General features: G+C 63.2%; 18 protein-coding genes. 6 read left to right on the top strand and 12 right to left on the bottom strand.

What is annotated here, in order from left to right; all coding sequences use genetic code 11:
- Positions 1–150 precede the first annotated feature (150 nt).
- Complete coding sequence (locus ACK1U9_RS15175; protein WP_196174267.1) at positions 151–1,614, bottom strand: glyceraldehyde-3-phosphate dehydrogenase; 1,464 nt, start codon at positions 1,612–1,614, stop codon at positions 151–153.
- Between the two features lie 167 nt (positions 1,615–1,781).
- Here ACK1U9_RS15175 and mfd point away from each other — a divergent pair, with 167 nt between their 5' ends.
- From mfd to ACK1U9_RS15160, 3 genes are read left to right on the top strand one after another with little or no spacing between them, the layout of a single operon-like run.
- Positions 1,782–5,231: a transcription-repair coupling factor gene (gene mfd / locus ACK1U9_RS15170; protein WP_046615853.1), complete on the top strand. Its 3,450-nt coding sequence runs from the start codon at positions 1,782–1,784 to the stop codon at positions 5,229–5,231.
- Positions 5,232–5,240: 9 nt separating this feature from the next.
- Entirely contained in the window at positions 5,241–5,813 is a 573-nt protein-coding gene (locus tag ACK1U9_RS15165) for a CsiV family protein (RefSeq protein WP_135003107.1), read from the top strand.
- 4 nt (positions 5,814–5,817) lie between these two features.
- Positions 5,818–9,126 (top strand): DEAD/DEAH box helicase, encoded by a 3,309-nt coding sequence (locus ACK1U9_RS15160; protein ID WP_449109986.1) that lies wholly within the window; start codon positions 5,818–5,820, stop codon positions 9,124–9,126.
- A gap of 267 nt (positions 9,127–9,393) precedes the next feature.
- Here ACK1U9_RS15160 and nagZ read toward each other — a convergent pair whose 3' ends face one another.
- The 3 genes from nagZ to ACK1U9_RS15145 are packed head-to-tail and all read right to left on the bottom strand — an operon-like array spanning position 9,394 to position 11,693.
- Complete coding sequence (gene nagZ, locus ACK1U9_RS15155) at positions 9,394–10,392, bottom strand: beta-N-acetylhexosaminidase (RefSeq protein WP_196188685.1); 999 nt, start codon at positions 10,390–10,392, stop codon at positions 9,394–9,396.
- A 22-nt stretch (positions 10,393–10,414) separates the two neighbouring features.
- Complete coding sequence (locus ACK1U9_RS15150; RefSeq protein ID WP_135002809.1) at positions 10,415–10,939, bottom strand: L,D-transpeptidase; 525 nt, start codon at positions 10,937–10,939, stop codon at positions 10,415–10,417.
- Between the two features lie 40 nt (positions 10,940–10,979).
- Positions 10,980–11,693: a TetR/AcrR family transcriptional regulator gene (locus tag ACK1U9_RS15145; RefSeq protein WP_046615849.1), complete on the bottom strand. Its 714-nt coding sequence runs from the start codon at positions 11,691–11,693 to the stop codon at positions 10,980–10,982.
- 215 nt (positions 11,694–11,908) lie between these two features.
- On the opposite strand from ACK1U9_RS15145, the gene lexA reads away from it, so the two are divergent.
- Together lexA and sulA are read left to right on the top strand one after the other, a co-directional pair.
- Complete coding sequence (lexA, locus tag ACK1U9_RS15140; RefSeq protein WP_449109985.1) at positions 11,909–12,517, top strand: transcriptional repressor LexA; 609 nt, start codon at positions 11,909–11,911, stop codon at positions 12,515–12,517.
- A 13-nt stretch (positions 12,518–12,530) separates the two neighbouring features.
- Positions 12,531–13,007, top strand: a complete 477-nt coding sequence (gene sulA / locus ACK1U9_RS15135; protein ID WP_046615848.1) for an SOS-induced cell division inhibitor SulA — start codon at positions 12,531–12,533, stop codon at positions 13,005–13,007.
- A gap of 49 nt (positions 13,008–13,056) precedes the next feature.
- Here sulA and ACK1U9_RS15130 read toward each other — a convergent pair whose 3' ends face one another.
- The 7 genes from ACK1U9_RS15130 to ACK1U9_RS15100 all read right to left on the bottom strand — a co-directional run bounded on the left by ACK1U9_RS15130 (position 13,057) and on the right by ACK1U9_RS15100 (position 21,508).
- Positions 13,057–13,290 carry a hypothetical protein gene (locus ACK1U9_RS15130; protein WP_004376430.1) on the bottom strand — a complete coding sequence of 78 codons (234 nt, stop codon included), beginning with the start codon at positions 13,288–13,290 and terminating at the stop codon, positions 13,057–13,059.
- 50 nt (positions 13,291–13,340) lie between these two features.
- The gene (locus ACK1U9_RS15125) at positions 13,341–13,856 is read right to left on the bottom strand and encodes a DUF6586 family protein (protein ID WP_046615847.1); all 516 of its coding nucleotides are present in this window, start codon (positions 13,854–13,856) and stop codon (positions 13,341–13,343) included.
- A 186-nt stretch (positions 13,857–14,042) separates the two neighbouring features.
- Positions 14,043–16,652 (bottom strand): type I DNA topoisomerase, encoded by a 2,610-nt coding sequence (gene topA / locus ACK1U9_RS15120; RefSeq protein WP_015269531.1) that lies wholly within the window; start codon positions 16,650–16,652, stop codon positions 14,043–14,045.
- 100 nt (positions 16,653–16,752) lie between these two features.
- A complete protein-coding gene (locus ACK1U9_RS15115) occupies positions 16,753–17,004 on the bottom strand; it encodes a DUF1653 domain-containing protein (protein ID WP_023661154.1) in 252 nt (83 codons plus the stop codon).
- A gap of 76 nt (positions 17,005–17,080) precedes the next feature.
- Positions 17,081–18,256, bottom strand: coding sequence for an acetyl-CoA C-acyltransferase FadA (gene fadA / locus ACK1U9_RS15110; RefSeq protein ID WP_013971712.1), 1,176 nt, complete (start codon positions 18,254–18,256; stop codon positions 17,081–17,083).
- Between the two features lie 31 nt (positions 18,257–18,287).
- Positions 18,288–20,435, bottom strand: coding sequence for a fatty acid oxidation complex subunit alpha FadB (gene fadB / locus ACK1U9_RS15105; protein WP_046615844.1), 2,148 nt, complete (start codon positions 20,433–20,435; stop codon positions 18,288–18,290).
- Between the two features lie 635 nt (positions 20,436–21,070).
- Positions 21,071–21,508 (bottom strand): hypothetical protein, encoded by a 438-nt coding sequence (locus ACK1U9_RS15100; RefSeq protein ID WP_046615843.1) that lies wholly within the window; start codon positions 21,506–21,508, stop codon positions 21,071–21,073.
- A gap of 110 nt (positions 21,509–21,618) precedes the next feature.
- Here ACK1U9_RS15100 and ACK1U9_RS15095 point away from each other — a divergent pair, with 110 nt between their 5' ends.
- Complete coding sequence (locus ACK1U9_RS15095; RefSeq protein WP_013971709.1) at positions 21,619–22,059, top strand: universal stress protein; 441 nt, start codon at positions 21,619–21,621, stop codon at positions 22,057–22,059.
- Between the two features lie 125 nt (positions 22,060–22,184).
- Here the strand turns inward: ACK1U9_RS15095 and ACK1U9_RS15090 are convergent, their stop codons facing one another.
- Entirely contained in the window at positions 22,185–24,113 is a 1,929-nt protein-coding gene (locus tag ACK1U9_RS15090; RefSeq protein ID WP_108481384.1) for an ATP-binding cassette domain-containing protein, read from the bottom strand.
- Positions 24,114–24,324 lie beyond the last annotated feature (211 nt).

The following is a 24,324-nucleotide window of genomic DNA, read 5'->3' as shown; positions in this document are numbered from 1 at the left end:
CCGCTCCCACAGGTATACCACTGCCCTCACGGACGACGCGGCCCTGTGGGAGCGGGTTTACCCGCGAAGAGGCCGGCACAGACAACAAAAAATCTGGATAAAAAAACGGGAACCCGAAGGTTCCCGTTTTTTCATTGCCTTACAAGCGTATCAGTGCGGAAACGCTGGCGGGTTCACACCGGCCATCTCTTCCATCACACGAACCACCTGGCAGCTGTAACCGAATTCGTTGTCGTACCAGACGTACAGAACAACGCGGTTGTCGTTGCAGATGGTCGCTTCGGCGTCAACCACACCAGCGTGGCGCGAACCTACGAAGTCGGTCGAAACCACTTCCTGCGAGCTGACGTAATCGATCTGCTTGTGCAGTTCCGAGTGCATGGCGGTCTGGCGCAGGTACTCGTTGATCTCGTCGCGGCTGGTGGCCTTCTCGAGGTTCAGGTTGAGGATGGCCATCGAAACGTTCGGCGTCGGTACGCGAATGGCGTTGCCGGTCAGCTTGCCTTTCAGAACTGGCAGTGCCTTGGCGGCAGCAGTGGCGGCGCCGGTTTCGGTGATGACCATGTTCAGCGGCGCGGCACGGCCACGGCGGCTGCCCTTGTGGAAGTTGTCGATCAGGTTCTGGTCGTTGGTGAACGAGTGAACGGTTTCGACGTGGCCGTTGACGATGCCGTACTGGTCGTTGATGGCCTTGAGCACCGGCACGATGGCGTTGGTGGTGCAGGAAGCGGCCGAGATGATCTTGTCATCGGCAGCGATGTCACCGTGGTTGATGCCGTGCACGATGTTCTTCAGCGCGCCCTTGCCAGGTGCGGTGAGGATCACGCGGGCAGCGCCCGGGCAGGCCAGGTGCTGGCCCAGGCCGTCGGCATCACGCCATACGCCGGTGTTGTCGACGATCAGCGCGTTTTCGATGCCGTACTGGGTGTAGTCGACTTCGCTCGGGCTCTTGGCGTAGATGACCTGGATCAGGTTGCCGTTGGCAGTGATGGTGTTGTTGGCTTCGTCGATGGTGATGGTGCCATCGAACGGGCCGTGCACCGAGTCGCGGCGCAGCAGGCTGGCACGCTTGACCAGGTCGTTCTCGGCGCCCTTGCGCACGACGATGGCGCGCAGGCGCAGGCCGTCGCCGCCACCGGTCTTCTCGATCAGGATGCGCGCCAGCAGGCGGCCGATGCGGCCGAAGCCGTACAGGACAACGTCAGTGCCCTTGCGCGCCGAAGCGTTCTGCTGGCCAACCACCTCGGCCAGTTCTTCACGGACGAACTGCTCGGCAGTGCGGCCGTTGCCTTGCTGCTTGAACTTGTTGGCCAGCTTGCCCAGGTCGACCGAAGCGGCGCCCAGTTTCAGCTCGCTCATGGCCTTGAGCAGCGGGAATGTCTCGTGGACGGACAGTTCGGTTTCGTCGGTTTGACGATGACGCGCAAAGCGGTGCGCCTTGAGGATCGAGATAACCGAACGGTTGATCAGGCTACGGCCATAAATCGAGCTCACCACGTTGTTGTTGCGGTAGAGCTGACCGATAAGCGGGATCATCGCTTCAGCCAGGGCTTCACGATCGATCCACTCACCAAGACACTGGTCGGGCTTCTGAGTCACGGGAACCTTCCACATGTAGGGACAGAAAAAAGGGGCTACATTATGACGCCCCAACGCGTTACGGGCAATGAGCGCCTGTCGCGGCGACGCAAGCCAGCGTTCACGCCCTTCCGAGCCTGACAGCCGGCACCGTCACCGGTACAATCGACCTCTTTGCCGCAACGCTTGGAGTGCAATCTCCCGTGTCAGTTCTGCGCCTACCGCAAATGTCGGCCACAGCCGGCAAACAAACCTGGGGCAATCTACCCGGTGCCACCCTCAGCCTGGCCATCGCCGAAGCCGCCAGCAGCGCGGGCCGCTTCACTTTGCTGCTGACTGCCGACAGCCAGGCTGCCGATCGTCTGGAACAGGAACTTCGCTTCTTTGCCCCGGACTTGCCGGTGCTGCCGTTCCCCGATTGGGAAACCCTGCCCTACGACCTGTTCTCGCCGCACCAGGACATCATTTCCCAGCGCATCGCCAGCCTCTACCGCCTGCCGGAGCTGAGCCACGGCATCCTCGTGGTGCCGATCACCACCGCCCTGCACCGCCTGGCGCCGACCCGCTTCCTGCTGGGCAGCAGCCTGGTGCTGGACGTGGGCCAGACCATCGACGTGGAGCAGATGCGCCTGCGCCTGGAAGCCAGTGGCTATCGCTGCGTCGACACCGTCTACGAGCATGGCGAATTCGCCGTCCGCGGCGCGTTGATCGACCTGTTCCCGATGGGCAGCAAGCTGCCCTACCGCATCGACCTGTTCGATGACGAGATCGAGACGCTGCGCACCTTCGACCCCGAGACCCAGCGTTCGATCGACAAGGTGGATTCGGTGCGCCTGCTGCCGGCGCGCGAGTTCCCGATGCAGAAAGAGGAAGTGACCCGCTTCAAGGCGCGCTTCCGCGAACGCTTCGATGTCGATTTCCGCCGCAGCGCGATCTTCCAGGACCTGGCCAGCGGCATCATCCCCGCCGGCATCGAGTACTACCTGCCACTGTTCTTCGAAGAAACCTCGACCCTGTTCGACTACCTGCCGGCCGACACCCAGGTGTTCTCGCTGCCCGGCGTGGAACAGGCCGCCGAACACTTCTGGAACGACGTGCGCGGGCGTTATGAAGACCGCCGTGGCGACCTGAGCCGGCCGCTGCTGCCGCCGGCCGAGCTGTTCCTGCCGGTTGAAGACTGCTTTGCCCGGCTCAAGCAATGGCCACGGGTAGTGGTCAGCACCGAAGACCTCGCCCCCGGCGTGGGCCGCGAGCGCTTCCCGGCGCGCCCCCTTCCCAACCTGGCAATCGAGGCCAAGGCCAACCAGCCCTTGGCCGAACTGGCCAATTTCCTCGACCAGTTCCCCGGCCGGGTTTTGTTCACCGCCGAATCGGCAGGCCGCCGCGAAGTGCTGCTGGAGCTGCTCGAACGGCTAAAACTGCGCCCGCACACCGTCGACGGCTGGGCCGACTTCATCACCGGCAGCGAACGGCTGGCAATCACCATCGCCCCGCTGGACGAAGGGCTGCTGCTGGACGACCCAGCCATTGCACTGGTGGCCGAAAGCCCTCTGTTCGGCCAGCGGGTCATGCAGCGCCGGCGCCGCGACAAGCGCGGCGAAACCGCCAACGACGCGGTGATCAAGAACCTGACCGAGCTGCGCGAAGGCGCGCCGGTGGTGCACATCGACCATGGCGTGGGCCGCTACCTGGGCCTGGCCACCCTGGAAATCGACGGCCAGGCCGCCGAATTCCTCACCCTGGAATACGCCGAGGGCGCCAAACTGTACGTGCCGGTGGCCAACCTGCACCTGATCGCCCGCTACACCGGCAGCGACGATGCACTGGCACCGCTGCACCGGCTTGGCTCGGAGGCCTGGCAGAAGGCCAAGCGCAAGGCCGCCGAACAGGTGCGCGACGTGGCCGCCGAACTGCTCGACATCTATGCCCGCCGCGCCGCGCGCAAGGGCTATGCATTTGCCGACCCGTCCGCCGACTACGCCACCTTCAGCGCCGGCTTCCCGTTCGAGGAAACCCCGGACCAGCAGGCTGCCATCGAAGCCGTGCGCGCCGACATGCTGGCGCCCAAGCCGATGGACCGCCTGGTGTGCGGCGATGTCGGCTTCGGCAAGACCGAAGTGGCCATGCGCGCGGCGTTCATCGCCGTGCACAGCGGCCGCCAGGTGGCCGTACTGGTGCCCACAACCCTGCTCGCCCAGCAGCACTACAACAGCTTCCGCGACCGCTTTGCAGACTGGCCGGTGACCGTGGAGGTGATGAGCCGCTTCAAGTCGGCCAAGGAAGTGGCCAACGCCGCCGCCGAGCTGGCCGAAGGCAAGATCGACATCCTCATCGGCACCCACAAGCTGCTGCAGGACGATGTGCGCTTCAAGGACCTGGGCCTGGCCATCATCGACGAAGAACACCGCTTTGGCGTGCGTCAGAAGGAACAGCTCAAGGCCCTGCGCAGCGAGGTGGACATCCTCACCCTCACCGCCACGCCGATCCCGCGTACGCTGAACATGGCGGTGGCGGGCATGCGCGACCTGTCGATCATCGCCACGCCGCCAGCGCGCCGCCTGTCGGTACGCACCTTCGTCATGGAGCAGAACAAGAGCACGGTCAAGGAGGCACTGCTGCGTGAGCTGCTGCGTGGTGGCCAGGTGTACTACCTGCACAACGATGTGAAAACCATCGAAAAATGCGCCGCCGACCTTGCCGAACTGGTGCCCGAGGCGCGCATCGGCATCGGCCACGGGCAGATGCGCGAGCGCGAGCTGGAACAGGTGATGAGCGACTTCTACCACAAGCGCTTCAACGTGCTGGTCGCCTCGACCATCATCGAAACCGGCATCGACGTGCCCAGCGCCAACACCATCGTCATCGAACGCGCCGACAAGTTCGGCCTGGCCCAGCTGCACCAGCTGCGCGGCCGGGTTGGCCGTAGCCACCACCAGGCCTACGCCTACCTGCTGACGCCAACCCGGCAGAAGGTCAGCGCCGACGCCGAAAAACGCCTGGAGGCGATCGCCAACACCCAGGACCTCGGTGCCGGCTTCGTGTTGGCCACCAACGACCTGGAGATTCGTGGCGCCGGCGAGCTGCTGGGCGAAGGCCAGAGCGGGCAGATCCAGGCGGTGGGCTTTACCCTGTACATGGAAATGCTCGAGCGAGCGGTCAAGGCGATTCGCAAGGGCACCCAGCCCAACCTTGAACAGCCGCTGGGCGGCGGCCCGGAAATCAACCTGCGCCTGCCGGCACTGATCCCCGAGGACTACCTGCCCGACGTGCATGCGCGGCTGATCCTGTACAAGCGCATTGCCTCGGCTGCCGACGAAGAAGGCCTCAAGGACCTGCAGGTGGAAATGATCGACCGCTTCGGCCTGTTGCCCGAGCCGACCAAGAACCTGATGCGCCTGACCTCGCTCAAGCTGCACGCGGAAAAGCTCGGCATCAAGAAAGTCGACGCCGGCCCCAACGGTGGCAAGATCGAGTTCGAGGCCGAGACCCCGGTCGACCCGCTGACCCTGATCAAGCTGATCCAGGGCCAGCCCAAACGCTACAAGTTCGAAGGCGCCACCCAGTTCCGCTTCCTGGTACCCATGGAACGCCCCGACGAACGCTTCAATACCCTGGAGGCGCTGTTCGAGCGCCTGACCCCACAGCCTGCCTAAGGAAGATCCATGCGTGCCATCCGTTGCCTGACCCTGCTGCTGGCGCTGTTCGCCCCGGCCGCCTTCGCCGAAGGCCTGTATCAGGTAGAAATGATCCTGGTGCGGCAGAACAGCGTGCCCGCCTTCACCAGCCCGTTCGCCCCCGAAGACTGGAGCGCCGGCGCACCACGCCTGGAGAAGGACGCAGAGCGTCGCCCGGCGCTGGAAGACGAAGCCACCCGCCTGGAAGCCACCGCCGACTACACCGTGCTGCTGCACAAGGCCTGGCAGCAGCAAGTGGGCAGCGAGCCCAGCCGCATCGCCCTGGGCGAAGGCACCGAGCAGTTCGGCCACTTCCCCATCGAAGGCAACCTGAGCATCGCCGAGGGCCGCTTCATCGCGGTGGAGGCCAACTTCTGGGTCAACCAGCTGGACGGCAACGGCAGCGTGCTGCAAAGCGAGCAGTTCAAGCAGAGCAACAGCAACGTCAAGGGCGGCCAGCTGACCTTCCTCGACGGTGGGCACCTGGCGGTGCTGCTGAAGGTGACACCACCGGGTACGCCAAAAATGCCGGTGATGGACCCGGAGATGATGGAGCAGTGATGCAATGAGTCGTGACGCTCTCCAGCTGCTGCGCGAGTACCCGAACTGGACGCAGTCGTTCACCGACCCGGTTCTGCAGCGCGGTGAGCGTTACGCCCGGGAAGACCGGGTAGAGATCGAAAGCTGCACCGGCACGCTCGTCGAAGCCAGCTGTCGTGGCAGTGAGGGCAGCCCTTATCGGCAGAAGATAACCCTCACTGCCCTGGCTGGCCGCTGCCATGTACGCGGCCAGTGCAGTTGCCCCGTGGGGCACAACTGCAAGCATTGCGCCGCCGCGCTGTTCGTCCTGAGCGAACAGCAGGCAACGGCGAAAAGTGACGGTGACGCACTGCCGGCCAACCTGCAGCGCTGGCTGAAAGGTCTCGAACAGCCTGCGCAGGAGCCTGCCGAAACCCAAGACAAACGCGGGCGCATGGTTTGCTACCAACTCGTGCTGACCGACGAGCCCGGCTGCGCGCTGCGGGTACGCAAAGGCACACGCGAAGACCAGGGGCTGCGCTATAGCCGTGTGCAGTCACTCTACGATTTCCTTTACGAACCTCCGCGCTTCGTCAAGGAAGACGATATCCGCATCTTGCGCCTGCTTTCGGCGCTCAATCAGGCCGGCAGCCAGGACCGCGGCTACCAGCTCAAAGGTCGGGAAGGCGGTGAGCTGTTCCAGCGCGCACTGGATACCGGCCGCATGCTCTGTAACGAAAACAAGCCCCTGCTGCGCGAAGGCCCTACGCTGGCGGCCGAGTTCCGCTGGGTGCGGCTGGACAATGGTCACTATAGGGGCATCTGGTACCACGGTGAAACGCCGCTGAACTGCGTGATTGCGCTGCTGCCACTTTACTATTTCGATTTCACCGGCAGCGTGGTGGGCAAGCTCGAGCACAGCCTCGATCCGCATATTGCCCTGCAACTGACCATCGCCCCTGACGTTCCGGAACACCTTGTCGTGCCCCTCAGCCACAAGCTCAACGCCTTGAACCACCAACTCCCTACGCCAACCACGCTGGACGAACAACTCATTGACGACCTGCAGCCCAGGCCGCACCTGACCTTGGGCAGTCTCGAATTCAGCGCCTACATGCCCAAGACCGGCCGCATGCAACGGCAGATGCAACACCGTGCCGCGCTGGCATTCGACTACGACGGCCTGCGCGCCAGCGGCAGCGACGACAAGCCGCTGACCCGCCTGGTCGGCGACACCTGCCAGCGCATCCGCCGCCAGCCCCAGGCCGAACAGGCGCTGCGCAAGGTGCTGCGCGACCTCGGTTTCAAGGCCGCCACCCGGCAGAGCAAGGCCCTGCCTGACAGTGCCGGCGAGATGCTCCAGCTGCCCGATGACGAAGCCTGGCTGCGCTTTGCCCGCGAAGGCCTGCCGCGCCTGCGCGAAGCCGGTTGGAACATCGACATCCACCGCGACTTCGCCTTCAACCTGCAGGAGGTGGACGACTGGTACGCCACCATCGACGAAGCGCCCGGCCATGAATGGTTCGACCTGGAGCTGGGCATCGTGGTCGATGGCCAACGCCACAGCCTGCTGCCGATCGTGCTGCAACTGCTGCGCAACAACCCGGAACTGCTGCGCCCCAGCGAACTGGCCCGGCGCAGTGACGACGAGCACCTGCTGATCGACCTCAACCGTGGCCGTCTCGATGCCCCGGCCCTGCGCGTTGCCTTGCCCTATGGCCGCATCAAGGCAGTGATGGGCACCTTGGGCGAACTGTACCTGCACGAAGACGTCGCAGGCCCGTCCCTGCGCCTGGACCGTGCCGATGCCGCACGCCTGAATGAAATCGACAGCCTTCCTTTGCACTGGGAAGGTGGCGAGCATGTACGCGACCTGGGCCGACGCCTGCGCGATGCCCGTGACTTGAAGGTCGAACCGCCGGCCGGGTTGCAGGCAAGCCTGCGCCCTTACCAGCAACAGGGCCTGAACTGGCTGCAGGCGCTGCGCGAGATGGGCACCGGCGGCATTCTCGGCGACGACATGGGCCTGGGCAAGACCCTGCAGGCCCTGGCACACCTGCTGCTGGAGAAGCAGACCGGGCGCCTGAGCGCGCCGGCCCTGGCGGTGATGCCGACCAGCCTGGTGCCCAACTGGCTGGACGAAGCCCAGCGCTTCGCCCCCGGGCTGCGCGTGCTGGCCCTGCAGGGCCCGGGGCGCAGCAAGCATTTCGCCAAACTGCACGAATACGACCTGGTCCTGACCACCTATGCCCTGGTGCCGCGCGACCTCGAGCACCTGCGCGCCCAGGCCTGGCATGTACTGGTGCTGGACGAGGCACAGAACATCAAGAGCAGCACCAGCAAGGCCGCCCTCGCGGTTTGCGAGCTGCGGGCCAATCAGCGCGTCTGCCTGACCGGCACGCCAATGGAAAACAACCTGGGCGAGCTGTGGTCGATTTTCCACTTCCTCATGCCTGGCTGGCTGGGTGACCTGAAGCGCTTCAACCAGGACTACCGCACACCGATCGAGCGCCACGGCGACAGCGAGCGCATGGCCCACCTGGCCAGCCGCATCCGCCCGTTCCTGCTGCGCCGCACCAAGGAGCAGGTGGCCACCGAGCTGCCGGCCAAGACCGAGATGGTGCACTGGGTCGAGCTTAGCGATGCCCAGCGCGACACCTACGAGGCCGTGCGAGTGGCCATGGACAAGAAAGTCCGCGATGAAATCGCCCGCAATGGCGCCGCGCGCAGCCAGATCGTCATCCTCGACGCCCTGCTCAAGCTGCGCCAGGTGTGCTGCGATCTGCGCCTGGTCAAAGGGGTGGAAAGCAAAGGCAACCAGGCCGACAAGGGCAAACTGGGCGCGTTGCTGGAAATGCTCGAAGAGCTGCTGAGTGAAGGGCGCCGGGTGCTGTTGTTCTCGCAGTTCACCTCGATGCTGGCGTTGATCGAGCAGGAACTGGAGAAGCGCAGGATCCGCTACAGCCTGCTGACTGGCGACACCCGCGACCGGCGCACGCCGGTGCAGCAGTTCCAGCAGGGTGAAAGCGAAGTGTTCCTGATCAGCCTCAAGGCGGGTGGCGTGGGCTTGAACCTGACGGCCGCAGACACGGTGATCCACTTCGACCCCTGGTGGAACCCGGCCAGCGAAAACCAGGCTACCGACCGCGCCTACCGCATTGGCCAGGACAAGCCAGTGTTCGTGTTCAAGCTGATCACTCGGGGGACAGTGGAAGAAAAGATCCAGCAGTTGCAGCAGGAGAAGGCGGCGCTGGCGGCGAGCCTGCTGGATGGTGGGCAGGCCGGGCAATGGCGGCTGGGGGATGAAGAGATCGAAGCGCTGTTCGCGCCGCTGCCCGGGAAGCGCGGGCGGTAGCCCAGTGCCCCCACTGCCTGTACCGGCCTCTTCGCGGGTAAACCCGCTCCCACAGGGATATCAGTGCCCTCAAGGGCGGTGCCGTACCAGTGGGAGCGGGTTCACCCGCGAAGAGGACAGCACAGGTACAACACCAATTTCGAAACCAGCGCCATACCTCTGTGGGAGCGGGTTTACCCGCGAAGAGGCCGGCACAGGTACAACACTAATTTCGAAACCAGCACAGCACCTGTGGGAGCGGGCATGCCCGCGAAGGGGCCGACGCGGTCAATCGACCAGCTGCGCCTCCCGCAACGCCCCCAACGCCTCCAGCCACCGCGGCTGCTGGCGATAATCCGTGCGCGCAAACCCTTGCCCACGCATCCGCGCAATCCGTGGCGAGGGCTTGACCTTCATCCGCTGCGCCGCACTCAACGCCAGCTCCGCCGCCGCCCGGTCATTGCACACCAGGCCCATGTCGCAGCCAGCGCTCAACGCCGCCTCGATCCGACTGGCCGCGTCCCCGACCACATGCGCACCCGCCATCGAAAGGTCATCACTGAAGATCACCCCGTCAAAGCCCAGCTCGCCACGCAGAATGTCCTGCAACCAGCGCCGCGAGAAGCCAGCCGGCTGGTTGTCGACCTGCGGGTAGATGACATGCGCCGGCATCACTGCCGCCAATTGCCGGCTCAGGCGGGTGAACGGCACCAGGTCGGCCTGGCGCAGCTGCTCGAGGCTGCGCTCATCGGTGGGAATGGCCACATGCGAGTCCGCTTCGGCCCAGCCATGCCCCGGGAAGTGCTTGCCACAGGCCGCCATGCCTGCCGCATTCATGCCACGGATGAACGCCCCGGCCAGTTGCGTGGCGCGCAGCGGGTCACCCTCGAAGGCGCGGCTGCCCACCACGGCGCTGCGCTGGTGGTCCAGGTCGAGTACCGGGGCAAAGCTGAGGTCCAGGCCAACCGCCAGCACCTCGGTCGCCATCAACCAACCGCACTGTTCGGCCAGGTACTCGGCGTTGTCATTGTCGGCTATCGCCCGCATGGCCGGCAGGCGTACAAAGCCCTGGCGCAGGCGCTGCACCCTGCCGCCCTCCTGGTCCACCGCCAGGATAAGATCGGGACGGATGGCGCGGATCGACGCGCACAGTTCACGCACCTGGCGCGGGCTGTCGATATTGCGGGCGAAAATGATCAGGCCGGCCACTTCAGGCTGGCGCAGCAAGTGACGGTCCTCGGCGGTCAGCCATTTACCGGCGATATCCACCATCAGGGAGCCTTGCAGGCTTACAGTCATGGGTAATCCTTCATTGAAGACTGAGAGAAGCCCACTGGGGGCAGGCGGCCTGCTCGATGCGCACCGGGCAATGGGCCGGCACCTGCTCGAACAGGCTTAGCAAATCGGTGTTGCGCAGGCGTATGCAACCATGGGACAGCGCTACGCCCAAGGGTTCCGTATCCGGGGTGCCGTGCAAGTAGATATAACGGCGGAAGGTGTCGACCGCACCCAGGCGGTTGACCCCCGGTTCGCAGCCACTGAGCCAGAGAATGCGGCTAAGGATCCAGTCCCGGCCGGGGTATTGCGCATGCAAGGCCGGCGACCACACCTCGCCGGTCCAGCGCCGCCCGACAAATACCGCATTCAGCGGCAAGCCCGCACCGATCTTCGCCCGTACCTGGTGCAGGCCACACGGCGTGCAACCCGAGCCGTTGCGCTCGCCGGCGCCATTGCGCGCCGTGGAAACCGGCACGCGCAGGCGCAGCTGGCCATCGGCAAAGCCATAAAGGCACTGGTCAGCAAGGGAAATGTGCAAGAAGTCGAGCTCGGGCATGGGCGCTAGCTTAGCCGAAGCGCCCTGCCCCGCCCAGCCTTCAGACCTTGGCGGTGGTGGCGCTTGCGCTGGTCTTGGTGCGCGGGCGCAACTGCGCGGTGGCCATGGCGTCGTCGGTAACACCGCTATCGGCACGCATGCCCGCTGCCAGGAACGGCACCATCAGGCGCATTACCTGCTCGATCGAGGTGTTGATGCCAAAATCGGTCTCGGCAATCGCCCGCAGGGCCTTGATGCCGGACATGCTGAAGGCCGCAGCGCCAAGCATGAAGTGCACGCGCCAGAACAGCTCCAGCGGCGGAATGCGCGGTGCGGCCTCGTTGACCAGCAGCATGTAGCGGCGGAACACCTTGCCGTACATGTCTTCCAGATACCGCCGCAGGTGGCCCTGGCTCTGGCTGAACGCCAGGCCCAGCAGGCGCATGAAGATGGACAGATCGTTGTTGCTGCGCGGCTGCACGGCCAAAGCCTGCTCGACCAGCATTTCCAGCAGCTCTTCGAGGCTCGGCTTGTGCTCCGGCTTGGCCTGGCGCCGCTCCAGCTCACGTTCGAGGCTGGCGCAGAACGGCCCGAGGAAACGCGAGAATACTGCCTGGATCAGGGCCTTCTTGGAGCCGAAGTGATAGTTGACCGCCGCCAGGTTGACCCCGGCCTTGCTGGTAATCAGCCGCAACGAGGTTTCTGCGAACCCCCTTTCCGCGAACAGCTGCTCGGCAGCATCGAGAATGCGTTCAACGGTTTCCGATTGGGCCATGACTACTCCGACTACTCCGCCAGACAAACAGGTGTTTGAAACATACGTTTCAGCCCTGCTTCTGTCAAGGCTCGGTGACCGGCCGGTCGCCATTTAAAAGCGCCAGGAGGTCGGCTGCAAGCGCCATTGCTGCTGTTTATTGCAGGTTTTGGCTTGCAGCGCATCCAGTACTGTATATAATCCCAGTCACTGTACAAAAAGACAGAGCGCTCACAATGTTGAAACTGACGCCACGCCAAGCCGAAATTCTCGCGTTCATCAAGCGTTGCCTGGAAGATAACGGCTTCCCGCCGACGCGCGCCGAGATCGCTCAGGAGCTGGGCTTCAAGTCGCCCAACGCCGCCGAGGAGCACCTCAAGGCCCTCGCCCGCAAGGGCGCGATCGAGATGACCCCGGGCGCCTCCCGCGGTATTCGCATCCCCGACCTGGAAGCCAAGGCCGAAGAAAGCGGCCTGCCGATCATCGGCCGGGTTGCTGCCGGTGCGCCGATCCTTGCCGAACAGCACATCGAGCAATCCTGCAACATCAACCCCGACTTCTTCCACCCCCAGGCCGACTATCTGCTGCGCGTACACGGCATGAGCATGAAGGATGTCGGCATCTTCGATGGCGACCTGCTGGCGGTACACACCTGCCGCGAAGCCCGCAACGGCCAGATCGTTGTGGCCCGCATCGGCGACGAAGTCACTGTCAAGCGCTTCAAGCGCGAAGGCAGCAAAGTCTGGCTGCTTGCCGAAAACCCCGAATTCGCCCCCATCGAAGTCGACCTGAAAGAGCAGGAGCTGGTGATCGAGGGCTTGAGCGTCGGCGTCATTCGCCGCTGATCCAGGAGGCGTCATGCAGCAGTTCATTCACGCACCCGAGCAAGCCCAGTTGCCATTGTTCGAAGCATTCCTCGCCCAGCCCGTACTGCCTGGCCTCAAAGCCAGCGAAGTGGCGCGCAAGAGCAGCCAGCCCGAGCTGTTCAGCGAACTGTCGTTGCGCGGAGCCCCCGGGCACTGCCAAAGCCTGCTGGCACCCGTGCTGCGCGAACTGAGCGAAGAGGACGAGACCCGCTGGCTGACCCTGATCGCCCCGCCGTCGAGCCTGACCCAGGCCTGGCTGCGCGATGCCGGGCTCAACCGTGAACGCATCCTGCTGCTGCAACCTCGCGGCAATCAAAGCCCGCTGCAACTGGCCTGCGAAGCCTTGCGCCTGGGCCGCAGCCACACCGTGGTCAGCTGGCTGGGCAACGTCAACGCCACTGCACGCCAGCAATTGCTGCGCGCTGCCAGTGCCGGAAACGCACAAAGCCTGAACATCCGCCTCGGCTGATGTTCAGGCTTTGCCTGTTACTGCATGAAACCTGATGCCCTGCTGCACCTCAGTGCAGCACACGCGGCCCTTCATCACGCTCTAGCTCGCCATCCATGAGGCGGCCGGCCATTTGCACGCCCACGCTGAGCATGGCCTTGGCCACTTCCACATGCTGACCCTGCAGGAACGCCTTGGCGTCTTCCGAGAAATCCAGGGTTACCAGAGAGCCCTCATCCTCGGCGCGACGCAGTTCGATGCGGCCATCAGGCAACTCGACAATTTCCAGAAACGACGTAGACATAAATGGCAGTTCTCCGCGAAAGGCCAGTATTGTACCAGCCGTAGCAGCTATCAGCACTCACTCAACGCGTCACGGAAACGCCTCACCAGGCCCTTGAGGTTGCTGCGCCAGCTTTCCAGCTCAGTGCGCGACAACGCCGAAGGCTCGGGCTCATCGAGATTGACCGCCTGGATCAATGGTTGTGTGACGTCGGTTTTCGGCGCTTTTTTCGCGACCGGTGGTCGGAACAAATCGGCATAAGCACTGAGCATTTGCGCCAGCCAGGTTTCGCGCTGGCGGGCCAGTTCCAGCAATTCGGCCACTTCCGGGATAGCGATGCCGTTCAGGGCGTCGTCAGCCAGCGCTTGCTCGACCGTTGCAACCACAGGCAGGCGGTAGAAGCCACCGATCTCATGGCACAGGCCCAGCAGCGCGCCGTAGAGATGGAACAGCGCCGCCTCACGTTCGGCCTGGACCAGGCCCTGGGCATTCATGGCCTGGCTTTGCTCAGCCTTGGCCATGGACTCGAGGGCAAGGCCGGCGAAGAACAGTTTCTGGTTGGTGCGGGTGTAGAGTTCCTGGGCCATTTTTGTGCCCTCCCTAAGGCTGCAAGGCGGATAACTGAATCATAAATGATTGGGGCCGCTTTGCGGCCCATCGCCGGCAAGCCAGCTCCCACAGTGATTGCATCAGGCCCGAGACCTATGCTGTACCTGTGGAAGCTGGCTGCCGGCAATGGGCTGCAAAGCAGCCCCAATTACAGCACTGAAGAATCAGCGCTTGTCTTCAACCTTCCACGCATTGCCGTCGTAGAACGCCTTCCAGCCGGTCGGCTTGCCATCAACCTCGGACTGCACATACTGCTCCTTGGTCTTGCGGCTGTAGCGGATAACCGCCGGGCGGCCTTCCGGGTCTTTCTGTGGCGCATCGCACAGGAAGTGGTACTTCGGATCGATCTCATGCTTGTGCGGCACGATCTCCAGTACCAGCGGCGCACGGGTTTCGCGGTTCTTGGGGAACTGGCTGGCGGCCAGGAACAGCCCCGAAGCGCCATCACGCAGCACGTAGGTATCGTCGACCTTCTCGCACTTGAGCTCTGGCATGTCCACCTTGTCCATCTTCGGTGGCGCTGCCTCACCGCTCTTGAGCAGCTTGCGGGTGTTCTTGCACGCCGGGTTGGTGCAACCGAAGAATTTGCCGAAGCGGCCCGTCTTCAACTGCATCTCGCTGCCGCACTTGTCGCACTCCAGGCTCGGCCCTTCGTAACCCTTGATGCGGTAGTTGCCTTCCTCGATCTCGTAGCCGGCGCAATCCGGGTTGTTACCACAGATGTGCAGCTTGTGCTTCTCGTCCAGCAGGTAGGCATCCATCGCCGTGGCGCAGATCGGGCAGCGGTGCTTGCCCAACAACACGCGGGACTCCGATTCGCCCTCGTCGTCGGCAGCAATCTCGTCGCCCGGCACCAGGTTGACGGTGGCCTTGCAGCGTTCTTTCGGCGGCAGGCTGTAGCCCGAGCAACCGAGGAACACGCCAGTGGAGGCAGTGCGGATCATCATCGGCCGGCCACATTCCTTGCACGGAATGTTGGTCATGGTCGGCTGGTTGGCACGCATGCCGTCTTCGCTGGACTCGGCGGTCTGCAGCTTTTTGCTGAAGTCGCCGTAGAACTCGTCGAGTACGTTCTTCCAGTCACGCTCGCCCTGGGCGACGTCGTCGAGGTTCTCTTCCATGTCGGCGGTAAAGCCGTAGTCCATCAAGTTGGAGAAGCTCTCGGACAGGCGCTCGGTAACGATGTCGCCCATCTTCTCGGAATAGAAGCGGCGGTTGTGCAAGGTTACATAGCCACGGTCCTGAATGGTCGAAATGATCGCCGCATAGGTCGACGGGCGGCCGATGCCGCGCTTTTCCATTTCCTTGACCAGGCTGGCTTCGGTGAAGCGCGCCGGTGGCTTGGTGAAGTGCTGGCTCGGGTCGATCTGGATCAGCTTCAGCGCTTCGCCCTGGACCATTTCCGGCAACACGTCGTCTTCGCCAGGCTTGCTCTGCTGCGGCAGCACACGCGTGTAACCATCGAACTTGAGGATACGGCCCTTGGCACGCAGCTCGAAGTCGCCTGCGGCCACGGTGACGCTGGTGGACAGGTACTGCGCCGGCGGCATCTGGCAGGCCAGGAACTGGCGCCAGATCAGCTCGTACAGGCGCTCGGCGTCACGCTCCATGCCACTGAGCTTGCTCGGGTGGGTGTTCACGTCGGAAGGACGAATCGCTTCGTGCGCCTCCTGGGCGCCTTCCTTGCTGCCGTACACCAGCGGTGCCTCGGGCAGGTACTGCTTGCCGAACTCACGCTCGATGTAGCTGCGGGCCATGTCCAGGGCATCGGCCGACAAGTTGGTCGAGTCGGTACGCATGTAAGTGATGTAGCCGGCTTCGTACAAGCGCTGGGCCATCATCATGGTTTTCTTCACACCGAAGCCCAGGCGGTTGCTGGCAGCCTGCTGCAAGGTGGACGTAATGAACGGTGCCGACGGCTTGCTGCTGGTCGGGCGGTCTTCACGCTTGACCACGCTGTAGCTGGAAGCCTTGAGCTTTTCCAGCGCGGCCATGGCCTGGGCTTCATTCAGCGGTTTGAAAGCCTCACCCTTCTCGCGGGCCACTTCGAAACGCACCTTGGCGTTCTTGGCGGTGCCGAGGTCGGCGTGAATTTCCCAGTACTCTTCCGGGATGAACGCGCGGATCTCGCGTTCGCGCTCCACCACCAGCTTGACCGCCACCGACTGTACACGACCGGCGGACAGGCCACGGGCGATCTTGGCCCACAGCAGCGGCGAAACCATATAGCCGACCACGCGATCGAGGAAACGCCGCGCCTGCTGCGCGTTGACCCGGTCGATATCCAGCTCGCCAGGCTGCGAGAAGGCTTCCTGAATAGCCTTCTTGGTAATTTCGTTGAACACCACGCGCTTGTAGCGGGTGTCGTCGCCGCCGATGGCCTCGCGCAGGTGCCAGGCAATGGCTTCCCCTTCGCGGTCCAAGTCGGTTGCGAGATAGATAGTGTCGGCGTCCTTCGCCAGGCGGCGCAGCTCTTCGATCACCTTTTCCTTGCCGGGCAGGATCTCGTACTTGGCCTTCCAGCCGTGGTCGGGGTCGACGCCCATGCGCGCCACCAGCTGGCGACGAGCCTTTTCCTTCGGCGACAGGGCCGGAGCCTCACCCGCGGCCTTGCCACGCTTGGCGGCCGGCTCTTTGCTGGCGCTGGCCGAACCGCTGGTGGGGAGGTCTCGGATATGGCCGATACTCGACTTCACCACGTACTGGTTGCCCAGGTACTTGTTGATGGTCTTGGCCTTGGCCGGGGATTCCACAATGACCAGCGATTTGCCCATGGATCGGAGTATTCCTGAATCTGAAGATGAAAAACGCGTCAGGTGCCAGACGCGGCACCGCTATATATAGTGGCAAAAGTGTGAGGTCAAGTTCGGACTATCACTCGTGCGACTTGCCCAGCAACCCGGGCAGCCCCTCTTCGGCCTTGACCAAAGCAAAGCGTGGCACCTGCTCGCCGTCAACCTCGACGGACTCCTGAAACATCGAAAGTGGCCGTACCCAGAAGCTGTAATCACCATACAGGCATTGGTAGAACACCATCCACTCTTCGCTCTCGGAGTGCCGCGCAACACTGAAGACACGGTACTCAGGCCCTTTGTAATGCCGGTATACGCCTGGTTGTATCTGCATGTTGCCCACCCTCTTGAATAAAACCTGTAAAAACAAAACCGGGGCACAAGGCCCCGGTCGCTGTCCCGCTGCGCGATCAGACGCGTTCGAAGACCGTGGTGATACCTTGGCCGAGGCCGACGCACATGGTCGCCACCCCCAGGGTACCGCCATTCTGCTTCATGACATTGAGCAGGGTGCCGGAAATCCGCGCCCCGGAGCAACCGAACGGGTGGCCCAAGGCAATGGCGCCGCCGTGCAGGTTAACCTTCTCATCCATCTTGTCGAGTACTTTCAAGTCTTTCAGCACTGGCAGGGCCTGTGCAGCGAAGGCTTCATTGAGCTCGATGAAGTCGATGTCGGCCATGGTCAGACCAGCACGCTTGAGGGCTTTCTGAGTCGACGGCACCGGGCCGTAGCCCATGATCGCCGGGTCGACACCAGCCACCGCCATGGAACGGATGACCGCCAATGGCTGGATACCCAGGTCCATGGCGCGCTGGCCGGACATGACGATCATGCACGACGCACCGTCGGTGATCTGCGACGAGGTACCGGCAGTGACGGTACCGCCTTTCGGGTTGAACGCCGGCTTCAACGATGCCAGGCCTTCGAGGGTGGTTTCCGGGCGAATGGTTTCGTCGAAATCGAACACCTTCAGGAAGCCGTTCTCGTCATAGCCCTGCATCGGGATGATTTCGTCCTTGAACTTGCCTTCGACCGTGGCCTTGTGGGCCAGCTGGTGCGAACGCAGGCCGAACAGGTCCTGCTGCTCACGGGTAATGCCGTGCATCTTGCCGAGCATTTCCGCGGTCAGGCCCATCATCCCGGAAGCCTTGGCGGCATGCAAGGACAGGTGCGGGTTGGGGTCGACACCATGCATCATGCTGACGTGGCCCATGTGCTCCACGCCACCGACCACGAATACATCACCATTGCCGGTCATGATCGCCTGGGCGGCGGTGTGCAGCGCACTCATCGACGAGCCGCACAGACGGCTGACGGTCTGCGCCGCGGAAGTGTGCGGGATCTGGGTCATCAGCGAAGCCATGCGGGCGATGTTCCAGCCCTGCTCGAGGGTCTGGTTGACGCAGCCCCAGATCACGTCCTCGACTTCTTTCGGGTCGACCTTGTCGTTGCGTTCCAGCAGCTTGCTGATCAAGTGCGCCGACATGTCTTCGGCGCGGGTATTGCGGTGCATGCCACCCTTGGAGCGGCCCATCGGCGTGCGACCGAAGTCGACAATCACCACGTCTCTTGGATTCAGGCTCATATCAAATTTCTCGCTCTAGCTCGTTGACCGCTCAGTTGAAGAAGCGCTGGCCGTTCTTGGCCATTTCACGCAGCTTGGCGGTCGGGTGGTACAGCGGCCCCAGGTCGGCGTATTGATCGGCCAGGGCAACGAATTCGGCCACACCGATCGAGTCGATGTAGCGCAGCGCACCACCGCGGAAGGGAGGGAAGCCAATGCCGTAGACCAGACCCATGTCAGCTTCGGCGGCGGTTTCGACGATGCCGTCTTCCAGGCAGCGCACAGTCTCCAGGCACAGCGGGATCATCATCCAGTTGATGATGTCTTCGTCGGTGACTTCACGCTGCTCGAAGACGATCGGCTTGAGCACGTCGAGCACGGTGGCATCGGCGACCTTCTTCGGCTTGCCGCGCTTGTCGGTTTCGTAGGCGTAGAAGCCCTTGCCGTTCTTCTGGCCCAGGCGGTTGGCCTCGTACAGTGCGTCAACGGCCGAGCGACGCTCGTCCTTCATGCGGTCCGGGAAGCCTTCGGCCATCACGTCACGGCCGTGGTGGCCGGTGTCGATGCCGACCACGTCCATCAGGTACGCCGGGCCCATCGGCCAGCCGAACTTTTCCATGACCTTGTCGATACGCACGAAGTCGACACCGGCGCTTACCAGCTTGGCGAAGCCGCCGAAGTACGGGAACAGCACGCGGTTGACCAGAAAGCCCGGGCAGTCGTTGACCACGATCGGGTTCTTGCCCATCTTCTTGGCGTAGGCCACGGTGGTGGCGACCGCCACTTCACTGGACTTCTCGCCACGGATGACTTCCACCAGCGGCATCATGTGCACCGGGTTGAAGAAGTGCATGCCGACGAAGTTTTCCGGGCGCTTGAGCGCCTTGGCCAGCAGGTTGATGGAAATGGTCGAGGTGTTGGAAGCGAGGATCGCATCTTCCTTCACCTGGGCTTCCACTTCAGCCAGCACGGCCTGCTTGACTTTCGGGTTCTCGACCACGGCCTCGACGACGATGTCGACATTGGCGAAGTCGCCGTAGGACAGGGTCGGGCGAATGGCGTTGAGTGCCTCGGCCATCTTGGCCGGGGTCAGGCGGCCCTTCTCGACACGGTTACCGAGCAGCTTGGAGGCCTCGTTCAGGCCCAGCTGGATGGCTTCCTCGCGGATGTCCTTCATCAGGATCGGGGTGCCCTTGACCGCCGACTGGTAGGCGATGCCGCCCCCCATGATGCCGGCGCCGAGCACGGCGGCCTGCTTCACGTCGCGGGCGATTTCGTCATGCGCCTTGGCCTTGCGCTTGAGTTCCTGGTCGTTGAGGAACAGGCCGATCAGGCTCTCGGCAACCGAGGTCTTGGCCAGCTTCGCGAAGCCTGCGGCTTCGACTTCCAGGGCCTTGTCACGGCCGAAGTTGGCGGCCTTCTGGATGGTCTTGATGGCTTCGACCGGGGCCGGGTAGTTCGGGCCGGCCTGGCCAGCGACGAAGCCCTTGGCAGTCTCGAAGGCCATCATCTGCTCGATGGCGTTGAGCTTGAGCTTTTCCAGTTTTGGCTGACGCTTGGCCTTGTAGTCCAGCTCGCCACTAATGGCGCGCTTGACCAGGTCAAGAGCACCGGCCATCAACAGCTCAGGCGCGACCACGGCGTCGACGGCACCCACTTTCAGGGCGTCTTCGGCACGGTTTTCCTTGCCGGCGGCGATCCATTCGATGGCGTTGTCCGAACCGATCAGGCGCGGCAGGCGCACGGTACCGCCGAAGCCCGGGTAGATACCCAGCTTGACTTCCGGCAGGCCGATCTTGGCGCTGGTGGACATGACCCGGTAGTCGGCGGCCAGGCACATTTCCAGGCCGCCGCCCAGGGCGATGCCGTTGATGGCGGCGACGGTCGGCACTTCGAGGTCTTCGAAGGCGTTGAAGATGCGGTTGGCTTCCAGGTTGCCGGCGACCAGTTCGGCCTCGGGCAGCTTGAAGTTGTCGACGAACTCGGTGATGTCGGCGCCGACGATGAACACGTCCTTGCCACTGCTGACGATCACGCCCTTGACCGAGGCGTCGGCCTGGATGGCATCGACGGCCTGGCGCAGTTCGTTCAGGGTCAGGCGGTTGAACTTGTTGACGGACTCACCCTTGAGGTCGAACTTGAGCTCGACGATGCCACTTTCAAGAGCCTTAACCGTGATGGCTTTACCTTCGTAAATCATCAACTGATCTCCACGATATGGAAGCTGAACAGTACACGCCGATCGCTGCAGCAAAAGCAGGCCTAGCTGCCCTGCCCCAGGCACACCCGTCAGCGCGCTAGTCGGAAGTATGGCTTGGCGTCATGACATACAAACGCTCAATTCATACGCCCGTTTGATTTGGGTGTGCACACATTCTCCGAAAAGATCGGCGTTGTCAAATGCTCGCGAGCATGGTGAAAACCCGACTTTCCGGTCATTTTGTAGCGTCCTGGTACAAAACATGATGACAGTGATTGTTGACCATTCATGTCGGCGATTGACCATGAACCGCAGGCGAATGTTGCAGCTCTGCCTTGCACGGCGACCTCGAACGGCTACACTGGCACTTGCTTGAATGCATACCCGGCCTGCCTGGCCTTTTCTGCGCAGCAGAACGCAAAGCGGCGACTTGGCACCCCACCCCTTCAGGGGATCGGCCAAGCCGCCGCTTTGTCGTTTTGTGCTTGCCTTCGGATGAGAAGACCAATGGTAGGGCTTAGCGGGGCCCTGTGGGAGCGGGTTTACCCGCGAACACCGGCAAAGCCGGTGCCATCCACCGCGTCGCCTTCTTCGCGGGTAAACCCGCTCCCACACAGGCTGCGCAAAGGCAGGTCTCAGGCCAAGGTTTCGAGGACATAGGCAACATCCTGCAACACAGCCGTATCGCCCCGCTCGGTCCAGTACAGCGCAATCATGCGCGCATCGGCCTCTACCTTGTAGACACTCGCCGGCAAGCGCGCCAAGGCCTCCATGAAGCGTGGGTCCTCACAGGGTTCACGCCACTGGTTCCACCACACCCCCGGGGTTATCTGCCAGAAGCTGAAGCTGTCCTCATGCCCGCGGCGACGTGCCCGGTGGTATTGCGGGCACGGGCTCGGCGGCTCCTTTTCCAGCCAGTGCGGCCACTGCTGCGGCGCCAGCTGCATGGCCAAACCCATGCGCCGAGCCTCCAGGCGCAGCTTCATCTGCTCGCTCTGCTTGCGCGAGGTGCGCAGCCACGAAAGCGGGCTGAGAATCAGCGCCAGGATTGACACCACCAGCAATACCGTCATATCTGTAGTTCCCATAAAACGTTGCAAATGAGCTGGTTAGCCATTTTTCACGGAAGACCCGCCCGAAAGCGACCATACTTCTTCTATCGCGATTGTCAGGAGTTCCGCTCATGTCCTACGAACATCTTCTGGTCGCCGTCGACCTGACCGAAGAATGCGACCCGGTGATCAAACGTGCCATGGCGCTGGCCGCACCGTCGAATGCCAAGGTTTCGCTGGTACACATCGTCGAGCCGATGGCCATGGCGTTCGGCGGTGACGTACCGATGGACCTGTCGCAGCTGCAACAGCAGCAGTTCGACCAGGCCAAGGAACGCATGGACCGCCTGTTCAACAAATACCCGGACATCCACCGCGGCGACTCGCACCTGACCTATGGCCAGCCGCGCCAGGAGATCCACCAGCTGGCCAAGGACCAGAAGTGCGACCTGATCGTGGTCGGCAGCCATGGCCGTCACGGCCTGGCATTGCTACTGGGCTCTACGGCCAATGACGTGCTGCATGGCGCGCCGTGCGATGTACTGGCGGTGCGGTTGCAGAAGAAGGAATGATTCAACCTGTGCCGGCCATTTCGCGGGTGAACCCGCTCCCACAGGTACTGTACTGCGTCCAACTGCGGTGCGGTCCTTGTGGGAGCGGGTTCACCCGCGAAGAGGCCGAATCAGGCTGACGCTGGTCAGCCTTCCAGCTCGGCCCAGCGCTCTACCAATACATCCAGCTCACCCTGCAGCCTCTCGATCTTGGCCAGCACCGCCGAGGTTTCCGCAATAGGCCGCTGATAGAAGCCCGCCGCATTCACTTCTTCCTGGGCCTCGGCCATGCGCTGCTCCAGTTCGTCGATCTGCCCCGGCAGCATTTCCAGCTCACGCTGCAGCTTGTAGCTGAGCTTCTTTTTCGAACCATCGGCCACCACTGCAACAGGGGCAGGCGCCGGCTTGGCCTCGACCTTCTCCACCACCGCGCTGTTGAGCTCGGACTTGCCGCCCTTGCTCTCGGTCACGCCCAGCAGCTTCGGCGAGCCACCCTGGCGAATCCAGTCCTCGTAACCACCAACGTATTCACGCACCTTGCCCTCGCCTTCGAACACCAGGGTGCTGGTGACGACGTTGTCGAGGAAGGCCCGGTCGTGGCTGACCATCAGCACGGTGCCCTTGTAGTTGGACAGCACCTCCTCGAGCAGCTCGAGGGTTTCCACGTCCAGGTCGTTGGTCGGTTCGTCAAGCACCAGCAGGTTGGCCGGCTTGCTGAACAGCTTGGCCAGCAACAGCCGTGCACGCTCGCCACCCGACAGCGCCTTGACCGGCGTACGGGCACGCTGAGGGCTGAACAGGAAATCGCCCAGGTAGCTCAGCACATGGCGGTTCTGGCCGTCGATCTCGATGAAGTCGCGGCCTTCGGCCAGGTTGTCGATAACGGTCTTTTCTAGGTCGAGTTGGTGACGCATCTGGTCGAAATAGGCCACTTCCAGCTTGGTGCCGCGCTCGACCTTGCCGGCGGTCGGCTCCAGGTCGCCGAGCATCAGCTTGAGCAGGGTGGTCTTGCCGGTACCGTTGGCGCCCAGCAGGCCGATGCGGTCCTCACGCTGCAGAACCATGGAGAAGTCCTTGACCAGCACAGGCCCGTCGGGGTGATGGAAGCTGACGTTTTCCAGCACCATCACCTGCTTGCCGGACTTTTCCGCCGCCTCGATCTGGATGTTGGCCTTGCCCTGGCGTTCGCGGCGTTCGCTACGCTCCACACGCAGGGCCTTCAGCGCGCGCACTCGGCCTTCGTTGCGGGTACGGCGAGCCTTGATGCCTTGGCGGATCCACACTTCTTCCTGGGCCAGGCGCTTGTCGAACAATGCGTTGGCGGTTTCTTCGGCGGCCAGCGCGGCCTCCTTGTGCACCAGGAAGCTGGCATAGTCGCCGTTCCAGTCAATCAGGCCGCCGCGATCCAGTTCGAGGATGCGGGTGGCCAGGTTCTGCAGGAAGGAACGGTCGTGGGTGATGAACAGCACCGCGCCGTTGAAGCCGCGAAGTGCCTCTTCGAGCCAGGCGATGGCACCGATGTCCAGGTGGTTGGTCGGCTCGTCGAGCAGCAGCAGGTCGGGTTCCGACACCAGCGCCTGGGCCAGCAGCACGCGGCGGCGCCAGCCACCGGACAGTTCGGCCAGGGTCTTGTCGGCCGGCAGTTGCAGGCGGCTCAGGGTGCTTTCCACCACCTGCTGCAAGCGCCAGCCGTCACGGGCTTCCAGCTCGTGCTGGACGTGCATGAGTTTTTCCAGGTCTTCATCGCCCTGGATGTTCAGGCTCAGGTGGTGGAACTGCGCCAGCAGATCGCCAACGCCATCCAGCCCTGCGGCCACCACGTCGAACACCGTGCGTTCGTCGGCCACCGGAAGCTCCTGCGGCAGCTCGCCGATCTTCAGGCCTGGGGCACGCCAGATTTCGCCGTCGTCGCCCTTCTGCTCGCCCTTGACCAGGCGCAGCATGCTCGACTTGCCGGTGCCGTTGCGGCCGATGATGCACACCCGCTCGCCACGAGCGATCTGCCAGGACACTTTGTCCAGCAGCGGCATGGCGCCGAATGCGAGGGACACATCGCTGAATTTGAGCAGGGTCATGTTGGTCTCCATAAATCGGGCGCGCATTCTACCTGACTTGGCCCCCGACGGCATCCGCCTGGCCAACCGGCGAGGGCTTTGCGACATCTGGTCGAACTTAATATCCCGATACAAGCACAGTGCTTTCACCCGCGGCCGGCAAACAGCTAAGCTAAGGCAATAGCTTCCAACAGTGCTGGCTCCGCCGTCACTTCCCCATGGTTCAACTGCC

The organism is Pseudomonas sp. XP1 (assembly GCF_053557675.1).
The sequence above is the reverse complement of the archived record's forward strand: the minus strand, read 5'-3'. Positions and strand labels throughout refer to the sequence as shown.